General features: G+C 35.4%; 16 protein-coding genes, 1 tRNA gene and 1 pseudogene. 12 read left to right on the top strand and 6 right to left on the bottom strand.

Annotation, left to right across the window (positions count from 1 at the left end; all coding sequences use genetic code 11):
- Positions 1-19: 19 nt before the first annotated feature.
- From M2139_RS06950 to M2139_RS06910, 9 genes are all read left to right on the top strand, one after another.
- Positions 20-1,258, top strand: a complete 1,239-nt coding sequence (locus tag M2139_RS06950; protein WP_280738144.1) for a DEAD/DEAH box helicase — start codon at positions 20-22, stop codon at positions 1,256-1,258.
- A 62-nt stretch (positions 1,259-1,320) separates the two neighbouring features.
- Positions 1,321-4,047, top strand: coding sequence for a sigma-54-dependent transcriptional regulator (locus M2139_RS06945; protein WP_280738145.1), 2,727 nt, complete (start codon positions 1,321-1,323; stop codon positions 4,045-4,047).
- Between the two features lie 207 nt (positions 4,048-4,254).
- The gene (locus tag M2139_RS06940; protein WP_280738146.1) at positions 4,255-4,572 is read left to right on the top strand and encodes a PTS sugar transporter subunit IIB; all 318 of its coding nucleotides are present in this window, start codon (positions 4,255-4,257) and stop codon (positions 4,570-4,572) included.
- 79 nt (positions 4,573-4,651) lie between these two features.
- Positions 4,652-4,972, top strand: a complete 321-nt coding sequence (locus M2139_RS06935) for a PTS lactose/cellobiose transporter subunit IIA (RefSeq protein WP_280738147.1) — start codon at positions 4,652-4,654, stop codon at positions 4,970-4,972.
- A 94-nt stretch (positions 4,973-5,066) separates the two neighbouring features.
- A complete protein-coding gene (locus tag M2139_RS06930; RefSeq protein WP_280738148.1) occupies positions 5,067-6,464 on the top strand; it encodes a PTS sugar transporter subunit IIC in 1,398 nt (465 codons plus the stop codon).
- A 204-nt stretch (positions 6,465-6,668) separates the two neighbouring features.
- Positions 6,669-6,881, top strand: coding sequence for a hypothetical protein (locus tag M2139_RS06925; RefSeq protein ID WP_280738149.1), 213 nt, complete (start codon positions 6,669-6,671; stop codon positions 6,879-6,881).
- Between the two features lie 29 nt (positions 6,882-6,910).
- On the top strand, positions 6,911-7,123 hold the full coding sequence (locus M2139_RS06920) for a hypothetical protein (RefSeq protein ID WP_280738150.1): 213 nt from the start codon (positions 6,911-6,913) through the stop codon (positions 7,121-7,123).
- On the top strand, positions 7,101-7,514 hold the full coding sequence (locus M2139_RS06915; protein WP_280738151.1) for a DUF3284 domain-containing protein: 414 nt from the start codon (positions 7,101-7,103) through the stop codon (positions 7,512-7,514). The genes M2139_RS06920 and M2139_RS06915 overlap by 23 nt, the downstream gene beginning before the upstream one ends.
- Before the next feature lie 82 nt (positions 7,515-7,596).
- Positions 7,597-8,790, top strand: a complete 1,194-nt coding sequence (locus M2139_RS06910; RefSeq protein WP_280738152.1) for a GNAT family N-acetyltransferase — start codon at positions 7,597-7,599, stop codon at positions 8,788-8,790.
- 52 nt (positions 8,791-8,842) lie between these two features.
- Here the strand turns inward: M2139_RS06910 and M2139_RS06905 are convergent, their stop codons facing one another.
- On the bottom strand, positions 8,843-9,787 hold the full coding sequence (locus tag M2139_RS06905; RefSeq protein ID WP_280738153.1) for a haloacid dehalogenase-like hydrolase: 945 nt from the start codon (positions 9,785-9,787) through the stop codon (positions 8,843-8,845).
- A gap of 260 nt (positions 9,788-10,047) precedes the next feature.
- On the opposite strand from M2139_RS06905, the gene M2139_RS06900 reads away from it, so the two are divergent.
- Positions 10,048-10,124: transfer RNA gene (locus tag M2139_RS06900), tRNA-Arg, on the top strand.
- Between the two features lie 202 nt (positions 10,125-10,326).
- On the opposite strand, the gene M2139_RS06895 is transcribed toward M2139_RS06900, so the two are convergent.
- The 4 genes and pseudogenes from M2139_RS06895 to M2139_RS06880 form a co-directional block, all read right to left on the bottom strand.
- A complete protein-coding gene (locus tag M2139_RS06895; RefSeq protein ID WP_280738154.1) occupies positions 10,327-10,689 on the bottom strand; it encodes a hypothetical protein in 363 nt (120 codons plus the stop codon).
- A gap of 55 nt (positions 10,690-10,744) precedes the next feature.
- Positions 10,745-11,498 (bottom strand): annotated as a pseudogene (gene map / locus M2139_RS06890) (type I methionyl aminopeptidase).
- Positions 11,499-11,582: 84 nt separating this feature from the next.
- On the bottom strand, positions 11,583-12,029 hold the full coding sequence (locus M2139_RS06885) for a MarR family transcriptional regulator (RefSeq protein ID WP_280738155.1): 447 nt from the start codon (positions 12,027-12,029) through the stop codon (positions 11,583-11,585).
- 293 nt (positions 12,030-12,322) lie between these two features.
- The gene (locus tag M2139_RS06880) at positions 12,323-12,955 is read right to left on the bottom strand and encodes a type 1 glutamine amidotransferase family protein (RefSeq protein WP_280738156.1); all 633 of its coding nucleotides are present in this window, start codon (positions 12,953-12,955) and stop codon (positions 12,323-12,325) included.
- Between the two features lie 139 nt (positions 12,956-13,094).
- Here M2139_RS06880 and M2139_RS14280 point away from each other — a divergent pair, with 139 nt between their 5' ends.
- Positions 13,095-13,226, top strand: coding sequence for an HTH domain-containing protein (locus tag M2139_RS14280; RefSeq protein ID WP_348522601.1), 132 nt, complete (start codon positions 13,095-13,097; stop codon positions 13,224-13,226).
- A gap of 51 nt (positions 13,227-13,277) precedes the next feature.
- Positions 13,278-14,027 carry a YafY family protein gene (locus tag M2139_RS06875; RefSeq protein ID WP_348522600.1) on the top strand — a complete coding sequence of 250 codons (750 nt, stop codon included), beginning with the start codon at positions 13,278-13,280 and terminating at the stop codon, positions 14,025-14,027.
- A gap of 59 nt (positions 14,028-14,086) precedes the next feature.
- Here the strand turns inward: M2139_RS06875 and M2139_RS06870 are convergent, their stop codons facing one another.
- On the bottom strand, positions 14,087-14,587 hold the full coding sequence (locus tag M2139_RS06870) for a GNAT family N-acetyltransferase (protein WP_280738157.1): 501 nt from the start codon (positions 14,585-14,587) through the stop codon (positions 14,087-14,089).
- Positions 14,588-14,794: the final 207 nt, after the last annotated feature.

Here is a 14,794-nt window from a genome sequence, read left to right as displayed (position 1 = left end):
ATGAATAAGGAATCCAATTATGACAGATAAAGAGATGCAGATGCCAGAAAAATGGCAAGTTCGTTGGCAAGAGCAAGGTTTTACCACCTTTTCGCCAATTCAAAAACAAAGTTATCAGCCTTTAAAAAGTGGCGAAGATGTTTTAGGGATTTCGCCAACTGGTTCAGGTAAAACATTGGCTTATACGTTGCCTTTGTTAGAAAAAGTCGTTAAAGGTGCCGGCATGCAACTCTTAATTTTAACTTCTTCACAGGAGTTAGGGATGCAAGTTTTCGAAGTCGTCAAGACTTGGGGAGCTGATTTAGGGTTAATCACGCAATCAGTGATTGGTGGCGCCAATGTTAAACGTCAAATCGAAAAATTGAAAACCAAACCAGAAATTTTAGTAGGAACTTCTGGTCGAGTGGTTGAGTTAATTAAACAGAAAAAAATTAAGAGCCATCAAATTAAAACCGTGGTTTTTGATGAAGCCGATCAACTTTTTGCCGATCCTTTAACGAAACAAGTAGTGAAGGCAGTTAGTCGTGAAACGCAGCTGGCGTTCTTTTCAGCGACTGGCCAGCAAGTTTTAGCAGAAGCACAAAATTTACGGCCAGCTATTTCCGTGATTGATGTAACTGCTGAAGATACTTCCCACGCGGGTATTCAACACTACTATATAGTTGTGCCCCCGCGAAAACGGGTAGATGAACTGCGCCGTTTAGCCAATATTCCAGCATTTCAAGGCTTGGTCTTCTTTAATGAAATTAGTGAATTAGGCAACGCTGAAGAAAAATTAGTTTATCATCAATTGCCTGTCAGCAGCTTGGCTTCCGATCAAAACAAGTTACTGCGTAAAGGCGCAATTAATAAGTTTAAAGCAGGCGAACTGAGTCTGTTGTTAGCCACTGATATTGCGGCACGGGGTTTAGATATTGATGATTTACCTTATGTGGTTAATGTGGATGTGCCTCTTACAGAAGAAAGTTATTTACACCGCAGTGGTCGAACCGGGCGGATGGGCAAAGCTGGTCAAGTGATTACCTTTATTCATGATGGCAGCCGTCGCGATTATCAACGATTAATGAAAAAAGTCGCTATAAAAGCCACGCAAATTTATTTATACGATGGCGCTTTGCAACAAACTGCTAAGCCAGAAACAACTGCATCTGAAAAAAATCGGGATAAAACAAGCTCTAAAAAGCCAGCAGCTAAAAAAACTAAAAGTAATAGTGGTAAAAAAAATACCACTAAAAAAGTTAGAAAAAAGCAAAAGTGATTACATCCCAAAAGTTATCTGAAAGATAGGTCTGTTATTTAGAAACGGAGGAAGAAATTTTTATGCTCTCAAGAAAAGAAGAAATCTTGCATACTTTAGAAAGCAATCAGCAGGAAATGACGGCAGCTGAACTAGCGACCTTGTTGCAAATTGATCGCAGCAATGCCAGTCGTTATTTAAGCGAACTTTTCAAAGAAAATAAAATTTCAAAATCTGATGGGCGACCAGTGAAATATCGCGCTTTGTTGGAAGAGGAAGAAGAAGTCCATGTAGATGATTCCAGCGAAGTTTCTTTCAATAATTTGGTTGGTGAAAAAGATTCATTAAAAGTCAGCATCCAACAAGCCAAAGCGGCGATTTTATATCCACCACGGGGCTTACATACGATTATTTTTGGGGAAACTGGTACTGGGAAATCAATGTTTGCAGAGTGTATGTACTCTTTTGCGGTGGAATCACAGACTTTACCAAAAGATGCACCATTCATTTCTTTTAATTGTGCAGACTATGCCCAAAATCCCCAATTACTGTTTGGTCATATTTTCGGGGTTCGTAAAGGCGCTTATACCGGAGCAACAGAAGATAGTCCGGGGTTGATTGCTAATGCTGATGGGGGAATTTTATTTTTAGATGAAATTCATCGCTTGCCGCCAGAAGGACAAGAAATGCTCTTTACTTTTATTGATAAAGGGATTTATCGCCCGTTAGGGGAAAGTAAAGAAACTTATGAAGCTTCTGTGCAAATTATTGGCGCCACTACGGAATCTTCAGAATCCTTTTTAACAACCTTTAATCGCCGGATTCCTATGGCGATTACGCTACCTAACTTAGCCAGTCGTTCGTTAGATGAGCGTTATGAAATTGTTTCGCTATTTATTAAACAAGAAGCCAATCGTTTGATTCAGCGGATTCGAGTGGAGCGAGAAGCTGTATTAGCTTTTATGCTATATGAAGCAGAAGGTAATATCGGTCAAGTTAAACGGGATTTGAAATTAGTTTGTGCCAAATCTTTTTTACATTACCGCACCCATGCAGAATCTGAGTTATTGATTCGCAAAGAAGATTTACCGCTACAAGTTCAAAAAGGTTTATTGAAAATTAAAGAAATTCCTGACCGCATGGAACGCTTTTTAGAAAGTAAAAGTCAGTATTTAACTTTTGAGCCAGGAACTGCCGAAGTGGTTTGGTCTCACGATCCAGAACGCAATATGCAAGTTTACAACGACATTGAAGAAAAAGTTTCGCAGCTATCAGAAGTTGAATTAAATAATATTAATTTAGAAGAACTAATTTCGCGAGATGTAGATGAATATTTTCAAACTTATGTTCAAGAGTTAACTAAAAATCAAATTCACAAAGAATTGATTCCTGAAAATATTTTAAATTTGACTGATCAATTATATGATATTGCGGAAGAACGTTTAGAGCGAAAATATAATGAAAAATCTCGCTTTGCTTTTGCCCTGCATTTACAAAGTACCATTGATCGAATTAAAGATGGCCATATGATTATTCACCCTGGCTTAAACAATATCCGCAAAACTTTAAATAAAGAGTTTAAAGTCGCGCTGGATTTATCCGGAATTATTGAAGAACAAGAAGACATCGAAATTCCTTTTGATGAAATTGGCTTTATCAGTATGTTTCTTTCTATTAATTTAGGGGAAACGGAACAGAATCACGAAAATCCAGTTGGCGTTATTATTTTAATGCATGGTAATTCCACAGCTTCTAGTATGTTAGAAACAGCCCAAGAGTTGTTGGGGACGACATTAGGTAAAGCTTTTAATATGCCGTTGGTAATGAAAGTTCAAACAATGTATAGTCAACTCTTAACTTATGTCAAACAAAATCAAGAGTTATTAAGTAATGGCTTGTTACTTTTAACGGATATGGGGTCTTTAAATTCTTTCGGGGATTTAATTTATGAAGAAACAGGTGTGCGCACCAAAGCGATTAGTATGACCAGTACGATGATTGTTTTAGAAGCGTTGCGGATGGCCAGTGTTGGCAGAAGTTTGGAGGATATTTATCAAAATATTCAAATGGCTTTTGAATCGATTATTCGCGATCGTTCCCGTAATAATAGTCATACGCCACAAATTAACAAGAAAGCAATTATTGTAACTTGTTTCACTGGTGAAGGGGTTGCCAGTCGATTATATCAACGAATCGAACCAGTGATTGATAAATCGCAAGTGGAATTAATTCAAATGCAGTTTTTAGAAAAAGAAACTTTCAAAAAGCATATTGATCGGTTGTTAGAAGAATATGAAATTAAAGCTATTGCCGGCACTGTTGCGATTGAATATCAAAATATTCCTTTCTTTTCTGCCTATGACATTTTTGATGATGAAAAACTAAACATCTTAAAACGGGTAGCGGCTGATGAAGTACCAACGGAAAAAATTATTCGTAGTTTAAGTCATGAATTGGATAATATCGCTGATATTCCTAAATTTATTCACGCTATTCAAAATACATTACAACAAGTTCAAACAGAGATTCACGTTACGATTGAACCAGAAGTACATGCCGGGATGATTATTCATACAGCTTTTCTGATTAATAATTTATTAGCTGGTGAAGAAGGGCGCGCCTTTCCTAATTTAGCTGAATTTGTTAAACAGAACCGCTTAGATATGGATATTTTGCGAACTAACTTTATGACATTGGAAAAAAATTATCAAATTAAGATTCCGGAAGCTGAATTTGCCTTTTTAGTGGAAATGATGCAACAAAATCGCTTAGATAATCAAATAGAAAATGCGAAAAATCGCCATTTCTGATTTGAAGTTACACACTATCAAAATGTATAGTGTGTAATTTGTGGAAAATAGTGTGTACACACAATTGTATAGACCAAATCACCAATTTAAGTGGAATTTGGTCTATTCTACTTTTGGCACGCTTCTTGCTTTATATAAAGTGTAAAAGACTTTTTAATTTATCGCAAAAGCATAAAAGACTTTTGCAAAGAAAAGGAGTGTACCAAAATGACAAAAACAATTATGTTAGTTTGTTCTGCAGGGATGAGTACTAGTTTGTTAGTAACTAAAATGCAAAAAGCAGCAGAAGCACGAGGCTTAGAAGCCGATATTTTCGCAGTATCAGCATCAGATGCGGATAACAATATCGAAGCAAAAGACGTTAACGTTTTATTATTAGGCCCACAAGTACGTTTCATGAAAACACAATTTGAACAAAAATTACAACCAAAAGGTATTCCTTTGGATGTTATTAACATGGCTGACTACGGCATGATGAATGGCGAAAAAGTCCTTGATCAAGCTTTAGCTTTAATGGAAAAATAAGAAAGAGTTACAAAAAAAGTATCAAACTAATTTTTCGAAGAAAAATTAATACTTTAAAACGAAATAGGAGGAATAAACAATGGAAGATCAACAAAACTTAGAAGCAATCATGGGTTTAATTATGTATGGTGGTAACGCAAAAAGCGATGCAATGGAAGCAATCGCAGCAGCAAAAACAGGTGATTTTGAATTAGCTGATCAAAAAATCGCTGATGCAGAAGCATCTTTAGTTGAAGCACATCATTCACAAACTGGCTTGTTAACACAAGAAGCACAAGGTAACCATATGGAAGTTACTTTATTAACAGTTCACAGCCAAGATCACTTAATGACTTCAATTGCTTTTACAGATTTAGCAAAAGAAATCATTGATGTTTATCGTAAGATGGAAGCGAAATAAAAAAGTTATAACAGAAGGCTGCGAGAGAACTTATTTTAATAAATATATATTGTCAGCACCTTCTTTATATAAATATTTTTAAGGAGGAAGTAAAATGGATGCATTTACATCTTGGTTGGAAAGACACGTTCTTCCAATCGCAGCAAAAATTGGGTCAGAAAAACATTTAGTTGCTTTGCGTGATGCTTTTATCGGTATGATGCCAGCAACTATGGCCGGCGCGATAGCAGTATTATTAAACGCTTTTGTTCGTGATTTCCCGAAAGAATATATCGGGGAAGGCAATGCAATTACAAAATTCTGTCAGCCGTTAATTTCAGTTAATGGTTTAGTATGGGGCGGAACTTTAGCAATTATGGCGGTTATTTTCTCAGTTTCATTCGGCTATAACATTGCGAAAGCTTATGACGTGGATCCTTTATCAGGCGCGTTAGTTTCATTAGTTGCTTTTATCATGGGGATTCCTCAAACAGCAACAGCGAACATCAAATTAAGTACAGTTTTAGATAAATCAGTAATTGGTTTATTCACTGAAGCAGGTGCTAAAGTAACAGAAGTTGACGGTGTTAGCCAAATTAGTGCTGATGCTTGGGGCTATTTCCCATTTAGTAAATATATGGGCGGCTCAGGTTTGTTTACAGCAATTATTTTTGGGTTTATCTCAGTAATTATTTTTGCGAAATTGATGAAGAAAAATATCATCATCAAAATGCCAGATTCAGTGCCACCTGCTGTATCTAAAGCCTTTGCAGCAATTATTCCTGGTATCGCTGGCTTATATGTTTCTGGTACAATTTACTATGTTTTCCAAAAAGTTGCAGGTATGCCTTTGATTGACTGGATTTCAGAATCTATTCAAAAACCATTACTTGGTTTATCACAAGGATATTTAGCAGTATTCATTATCGTATTGTTAGTTCATGTATTATGGTTCTTCGGTTTACACGGAACAAATATCATGGGTGCAGTTTTACAATCTATCTATGGTGTTGCAATGACCGAAAATACGAATGCTTACCAAATGAAAGAAGCTATCCCTTATAAATGGGTTGCAGGTTCTTTTGAAGCGTTTGTATGGCCTGGTGGTGCCGGTGTTACTTTAATGTTATTAGTAGCGGTTTTACTTTTCTCTAAACGTGCTGATTATTTAACAGTAGCCAAATTAGGCATTGGGCCTGGTTTATTTAACATTAACGAACCAGTTATGTTTGGTATGCCAATTGTATTAAACCCAATCTTCATGGTACCATTTATTGTTGCACCAATCGTAACAGCTTCAATTGCTTACTTTGCCACACTGGCAGGTTTAGTTAACCCAGTTGTAGTAAGTGTTATCTGGGTAATGCCAGCAGGACTTAGTGGTTTCTTAGCAACTGGTGGTGACTGGCGAGCAATCGTGTTAACCATTGTCAATTTAGCGGTTGCTTTAGCAATTTGGGCACCATTCGTTATAGCAGCAAATAAACTAGATCCAGCTGCTGGTGAAGAGTAAAAAAGTATTTAGTGGTTGGAACATTAAGTTTGATAATTATTAAATCCAGGTAGAAAGATAGTTCTCGTTGTAAAAGCAAATTTTACAACGAGAACTGACTGGGTTATAATTATTTTCAATTAATGTTTTAGCCACTCTTTTAAAATACTAATGTTCATAAAGAGTTAAAATTTTAAAGTTAATATAAGCTAAGGAGGAACAAAAATGATTACAGTAAACTCAGCAATGCAAGGAGACAATATTATTGCCTTGTTAGAAGGATTGACAGAAGGCGAAATTAGCTATAAATTTAAAGAAAAAAAAGGAATTCAATTGATTTTTGAAATCACTGGTGATAAAGATCAAGCAATTCGTTTAGCAAAAGATTCAATTAAAGCAACAGATTGGGGAAGAATTTTATTCTTTAATGTTGCCTAAACTGTTGATAAACTAGGTAGGTGAGCAACATGGTAAAAAACGGCTTGTTTATTATGAGTATTGGTTTTCTTTTATTTGTTTATAGTGCAAATGCTGCAACAGGTGAATATAATTGGATTAATTTACTTTCAGCAGTATTTTTAATCGCTATTGGTTTTTTCGTGTATCGAAGAGGCGCTAAAAAGGAAAAAGAAAACAAAAAAGTAGAGGATAATGACAATGGAAATCAAAAAAAATCTTAATGTACCTGCAGCTTTCTTTTATGGAAAAGTTTTAGATTCAATTCGTCATGATGTACGAACTGTCACTGGGAAAAGCCTAACTGAAAAACAGTTAAATGGTTTTTCTTATGATAAGGTTTTTTCGAAAGATCAAGCTGCTAAAATTATAATTGACGAGTTAGTACCAAATAGTAGTTATCAATATCGTACATTATCTGTTAGAAATGAGTTTGTTTGTCGTTATGATATTCAAGCAATTGATGATAATCATTGTATGGTTACCTATAAAGAGTCAATGACTTCAAATGGCACATTCCAAAAATTGAATGATATGTTTACCGGAATATTATTAGGATTTTTCAAAAAGCGTCGCTTTAAAAAAATGCTAACAATGATTGAAGAATCTTATTAAAAGGCATCAGCGATGACGCCTTTTTTCTTTGCCTAAACATTTTAGTAATTTATAGGCTATTTCAAGGAGAGGAAGGGATTAAATGAAAGATAATATCCGAAAGATGACGCAAGCCGATTCACAGGCAATGTTTGAGTTGGCGGCTTACGCTTTTAACTCAGAAAAAACGGAAATGCGAAAAAAACGATTTGATTGGTTAGTGGATTGTTCGGCTAATTATGGCTGTTTTGAAGATGATCAGCTAACAGCTCAAATTATCGCTACACCGTTTACGATTGATTTTCATGGGACAACTTATAAAATGTCGGGCATAGGGAGCGTTTCTTCTTATCCTGAATATCGCGGGCAAGGGAATATTTCGGCTTTGATGAAACAAATTCTCTTTGATCTTAAAACAGAGAAAACGGCATTATCTTATTTAGCACCTTTTTCTTATCCTTTTTATCGCCGTTATGGCTATGAGCAACTTTTTGAACAAATTGAATACAAGATTAGTAGTCGCGACTGGCCACAAACGCCATTGACTGACCGACATATTTATCGATGCAATTGGGAAGAGGCTAAACCAGCTATCACAAGTATTTATGAACAATGGTTAGCGGAAAATCCTGGTGGGGTAGTTAGAGAAGATTGGTGGTTGGATTATAAATTTTCTTTAGGAAAAGACTATCGTTTTGCAATTGTTGAAAATCCATTAGGAAAAGTTGAAGGCTATTTAGTTTATGAAGTCACGGTGGAACAATTTGTTATTCATGAATGGTTAGCACTAAATCAAAAAAGCTATACTGCTTTAGCTGGCTTCATCGGTTCTCACAGTGGTGCAACTCATCAATTCTATTATAAAAAAGGTTTCTCTGGTGAGCAATTAAGTTATTTGATGCCATCACCGTTACTTGAGATCCAAATACAACCTTATATGATGGGCAGAATTGTTGATTTTGAAAGTTTCATTGAAGCTTATCCATTTATTCCGGAGTCAACAGAGGCTACTTTCTATTTAGAATTGCAAGATGATTATGGACCTTGGAATAACGGTATTTGGCAACTGATTATTAAAGATGGCAAAACTACTATTAAAAAAGACATCACGCCAACTGCTGAAATTGCTGGGAAAATTTTACATGCCAATATTCAAGGGTGGACGCAATTTTTCATGGGCTATGCTTCTGGTAAAAAACTTCATTTTCACGAAATTATCACGGGTGAGGCAAAACAAATTGAGTATTTCGACCAGTTTATTCCTGAAGGCAAACCAGTCCTTGAAGATTACTTTTAAAATAAAAAACGTTCGCAACTTCTAACAAAAGAAGTTAGCGAACGTTTTTGTTTTAACGGTTAATTGAACGAGCAACACGACTGATTGTGTGACGCATGCCCCGAATCGCAACTGATAATTCATAAATATTTTCAGTTGGCGCCATGCCGCCATAACCCGCATCACCAATATGTTGAATATCAACGCCGCAAATTTTATTTTGAATCGCCATTTGTCGTAAAGTTTCTGGACGGGCACTTTCTTGACTGGTGCCGATAGCAGACATTGTTAGTAAATCATATTTTTTAGCAATTTGCACTGCTTCAATTAAATCATTTTCAGTAAAGCCTTGAATCGTTCCGACAGCTGGTAATAATAAAATATCCGCACCAGCTTTGGCATAATCTTCTACGGCTTTTTTAGTTACAACAGGTTCACTAGAGCCCGCACTATGCATTTTTCCAGCGATAATTAAACCAGAGAAATGTTTTTTAGCCGTTTTAACCGCCTCAGCAATCGCTGCATTAGTTACGCCAGTACCAGGATTGCCAGTGAAACAGATGAAATCTACCCCTAATTTTTCTGCTTCTTGAATGGTTTCAGGCGAACTTTGACGACCTTTACTGATATTTAATTTATCGCTAAACATATCAGTTGATTCAGCAACTGGCTCTAAATTAATCCCGATTGGGCGACCAGTTAGTTTTTTCAAAATTGGAATAGGATTTTCAACTTGTGCTTCAGGGTCAGCTAATTTAGCAAAATTTTCTTCTAACGATTGATTAGGTAAACCAAAAACGATTGGTTTAAAGCAATCAAAGGCATTTAATAAAATCAAATCAGCGCCATAAGCACTAACTACTTCAGCATTTGTAATATCGCCAGCCATTGGCGGTGCCAATACAACATTTTCCACCGCAATCGTCCGACCTTCACTTGCTTTGATGGATTGTTTCAATTCGCTAGCAGACATTGCTCTGATTTCACTGGCGCTAGCGCTAATTAATCTTTTAACCATGGAATAACCTCCTAGATATTTAGCAACAAGAGCTAAAACAGCCCTTTTCACTTTGTTCTAGACCATTATACCATTTACAATGATTGATTGCGATTGACAAGGGACATTTCCAAGGATAAAATAAAAAGGATTACAGTTTTTGCAATGATTTTAAATAAAGACTATTTTGTCCTCGTACCTCAGTAGGATAGAGGGTTCGCCTCCTAAGGGGAATGTCACCATATCCCTAAGAGGGTAAAATTGAATATTTGCTAATTAATGTCCACGTAGCTCAGCTGGATAGAGCACACGCCTCCTAAGCGTGGGGTCGGAGGTTCAAATCCTCTCGTGGACGCCATAAATTATGCTTAAACCTTTGATTTATAAAGGTTTTTAGGCTTTCGATATATTTCGTAGTGAGTTGTAAATTTTGGAATACTCACTTGAAACAAAAGTTAAAGTTAGTAAGAAATTCTTGTTAATTGGAAACGAACTGTTTTTGCTTCACCTACATCAGTTAACAATGAGCCGTTTTATACAATACTTGCTAATATATAATTTTATTTATATTTATCGTTAAGTGAGTTGTTAAACCTTTTTAAAAGTAACTCTTTAGAATAATCTGAATTACATTCATTGATTAAAGCTAAATATTTTGTTACCTCATTTGGGGCTAACTGCTTTTCGGAATTAAATTCAGTACATGATTCAATTATATGAATCAATGACATTTCCAAACCAAATAAATATTCTTTTGGATACATTCTAATGATTGCCATAGCCTCAGTATATGTAATAGGTTTTTCAATCATTGATATTAACTCTCCATATTTATATATCCAACTTTGTGGAATATCATTCGATTCAGTATACTCCTCTGGTGGAGTACCAAACCTAATAAACTCTTCAACAGCATGTTTCATTAAGTTTTCTCTCCTAAGGGTCAATTATCAGTTCAATTCTGGGGGCCTATTAAAGTTAATAAGTTCCTTCTTCGCCTTGTGAAATTAAAATTATTGGACCGTTTTTAGTGATTGCTAAGCTATGTTCGTATTGACAACTTAACGAGCCATCTTTTGTTCTAGCGGTCCAGCCGTCAGTTCCCATTTCCGCTTCCCATGAACCTATATTGACCATTGGTTCGATTGTGATGGTTTAGTCGTATTCCTTTACCAGCTTGTCCGTAATGAGCAAAAAAGGGTTCTTCATGGATTGATGGACCAATTCCATGAGCGATAAAATCTCTAACTAGATCATAGCCAGCTGATTCTACATAAGTTTGAATCGCATGACCGATATCACCAACACGATTGCCAACTTGTGCTTGCTCAATCCCTAAATATAGGGCTTTTTTGGTTATCTCCATTAATTGTTCTGTTTGCTTTGTTGCTTTCCCGACTGCATAAGACCAGCAAGAATCAGAGATTGCACCGTTCAAATCGATGCACATATCGACTTTGATTAAGTCGCCTTCATGTAATACTTTTTTTCGCGGAAAGCCATGACAAATTTCATCATTAATGCTGCAGCAAGTTGCATATTCATAACCTTCAAAACCAATTTGAGCAGCAATGCCACCATGATCTTCAATGAATTTTCTAACAAATACTTCAATATCCCAACTGGTGATGCCAGGTTTAATAAATGTTCGTAATTGTTTATGAACAGCAGCCAATAAGGCACCTGATGCAGCCATTTTATCTATTTCTCTTTGTGATTTTAATGTAATCATTTTTTTACCTCTTTCTTGTTGCTTTTTTGTAATGAATTGAACAAACAGTAGGGGCTTGATTTTGAAATTTAAGGGGTTCTTTTTTTATAAAATTTCCTCACAAATATGAATAAGATGCTCCATAGATCCTACCAAATTTTCCATTTCTGATTCTCCGAAATTATCTAATAATAAATTCCAGGAATTCTCCATTTTTTTTGAAAATTGTTTTACAATTTTATGGCCTTTTTCTGTAGCGGTTATGGAGACTTTTCGTCGATCTTTATTATCTATTTCGCGGGTGATGTATTGCTTTTTTTCTAAGGTATTTAAAATGTAAGATACGGCAGGTTTTGTGATAGTCAAACGTTCTCTAATTTCTGCTATGTCTAAATTTGTATTGCCATTTTTACTTAGTTGACAACCTTGTGTTATGCGTTTTAAAATTGCCAGTTCATTGACTGAAATTTCCCATTCAGCAGAAAAGGCGGTTTCTATTTTTTTATATTTTGAAATCGTGGTAAAAAACTGATTTCTTAGCTCTGGATTCATTAGCAAATCCTCCTTTTGCATTAAAAAATATGTTGAAGATATTCAGTGCTTATTTGTAAATTGTGCCAGATAAACAGAAATGATTAAATGTTTAATAGTTAAGTATTTAACTAATTGAGAATAAGAGCATATTAGCATCTTCGTATTGAAAAGTCAATATTGCTGTTATTATCTTGTTAGAGGGGATTAGTAATAAAAGAAAGGGAAGATTGCTAGTAGATACAATTTGAACATAAAAAACGTTCAATTTAATGAACGTTTTTCTTAATCTAGTGATTTTTTTCTTATATTAATTAGTTATTAGCTGGCAAGCTTTGCATCAAAGCAAAGAAAACTTCAGCAGCGCCAGTATTGAAATATTGATACCAAAAATCTAACGTATCTGCTTGGAAAACACTTAAATGTTCAATAATTAGTTTTGCCCACAACAAACCACCTGTAGAGCTGGCAGTGATTAAATTGTTATCTGCCACAGCTGGCTCATCAATATAAAAATCTTGACCCTGATAATCAGGAACCATCATTTCAAGGAAGCCTGCGCCATTACTAGTATGTGGACGATTATTTAATAAACCAAAGCTTGCTAGTGCAGTAGTTGCACCGCAAATTGCAGCAACTGTTCCGTTAGCCGCAAGGAGTTCGCTGGCTTTTTTTAGAATAGCAGTATGTTGTGGCTCATGCCAAGTGTTTGCACCTGGTAATAACAACATATTTTTTTCACTGACAACCATCTCATCAACTAAGCAATCTGGCGTAATTGTCAGTCCACCCATAGTTGTGATAGGTTCTTTAGAGAAACTAACTGTTTTGATAGCAAACTGTGGTGCATCTTTTTTGAAAAAACGACCAGAATTCAGCTCTGAAGTAACGTGCCCTAATTCCCAGTCAGCTAAAGTATCAAGAACATAAATATAAATTGTAAACATAATTTTTTCTCCTTTTTGATTATAATTTATTTTGTATAAGTTGATTTAACTTGATTACTTCTTTACTATAACAGCCAATTGTTGACAGCGCTATGTCAACAATATATAATGAAAAGAAATTTTAAAAGGGGACTAGTAAATGAAGGTTGAAAGACTAGTTAGCATTATTATGATTTTGCTTGATAAAGAGCGGATTAGCGCGCAACAGTTAGCCAATCGATTTGAAGTTTCTCTGCGGACGATTTATCGAGATATTGATGCTATTGATTGAGCGGGGATTCCGATTCATGCCATACCTGGAGTGGGTGGTGGTTTTGAAATTATGCCCAATTACAAGTTGGATAAAAAAGTTTTTTCAACTGGTGATCTTTCTGCTATTTTGCTGGGGCTTTCCAGTATATCCAGCATGATTCATTGCGATGAGCAGATTAATGCTCTTGAGAAAATTAAAAGTTTTATCCCTGCTGATCGAGCAAAAGAAATTGAATTAAAATCTAGCCAAATCCATATTGATTTAAATTCGTGGATGGGAAATAAAAATATCCAAGCACATTTAAAAATTATTAAAGAAGCTTTGCAGGAAAGAAAAATTCTCTCTTTTGACTATGCCGATCGACATGGCGATAAAACTACCCGAACGGTTGAACCTTATCAGCTTGTTTTGAAAAATAGCCATTGGTATTGTCAGGGATATTGCCTTAAAAGAAATGATTTTCGTTTGTTTAAACTATCCCGCATGTCAAACTTAGAAATGCAAGCAACAACTTTTGAAGCAAGAGATTATCAAAGGCCTCAGTTGGAATTTACTGATATTTTGACAACGATGCAAAAGCAAATCAAAATTCGGATTCAACAATCAATTATGGATGATTTACTTGATTATTGTGCTTATGAAGATTTTTTACCAGCGGGGGAAGAACATTATATCGTTAATTTTCCTTTTATAGAAAATAATTACTACTATAATATTCTGTTGGGTTTTGGAAATAAATGCGAGTGTTTGGAGCCGTTAACAGTTCGGACTGAAATGAAGCGAAGAATTCAGGAGCTGGCTGCGATATATGAAGATTAGGACTATATATTAATCAAAGAAAAACAAGTAGTTATTTCAACTACTTGTTTTTTTGTTAATTATTGAAAAGAGTTTTTAGTTTTAACAAAGCGACTATCTTCGCCATCTATCAATACAAAACCGCAGGCTAACAAGGATTTTTCAGAAGCTTGGTTGGCTTTGTCAATATCAGCTGTTACGCGCTGAGCATCAGGAAAAGAGAAAATTTTATCAACTAGTAGAGAAATTAAAGCTTTCCCCAATCCTTTGCCTAAATAATCTTCTTCACCTATGAGATAATCAATGCCATAGGAACCGGCTAAGGGGAGTGTGCCAAAATCTTCTTCCCCGCTATCTTGACAGTTATAGTATTGGCATAGCCCAATCGGTGTATCTCCCCACATAACAATAAGATGAGTTAGCCACTGAAATTCATCATAGCGGTGATTGATTTCATATAACCAATCATCAATTGTTACGTTAAGATGGGGAATTTCATACCATTTTTTCACGTGTTCTTTATTCAACCAAGCTGCTACTAATGAAATATCATCATCTTTCATTAATCTTAAGGTTAACATCGAATTTTCTCCTTTTAGTAATTTTATTTTAGCTATGTCAAAACTCTAAACTATTTTTTCTTATAAATCAAAGGACTTAAGTATGAAAAAAGATAGCTATTGGAACTGACCCCAATTAGTGGGACACATTCAAAAAAGCATTGATTAGATTGCAGATTTCCGATATTCAATCGGTGATTTGTAGTCTAATTTTTGTTGAATGCGAGT

The sequence above is a fragment of the Enterococcus sp. PF1-24 genome (assembly GCF_029893325.1).
Taxonomy (GTDB): Bacteria; Bacillota; Bacilli; order Lactobacillales; family Enterococcaceae; genus HY326.
This window is presented reverse-complemented; position numbering and strand designations above follow the sequence as displayed.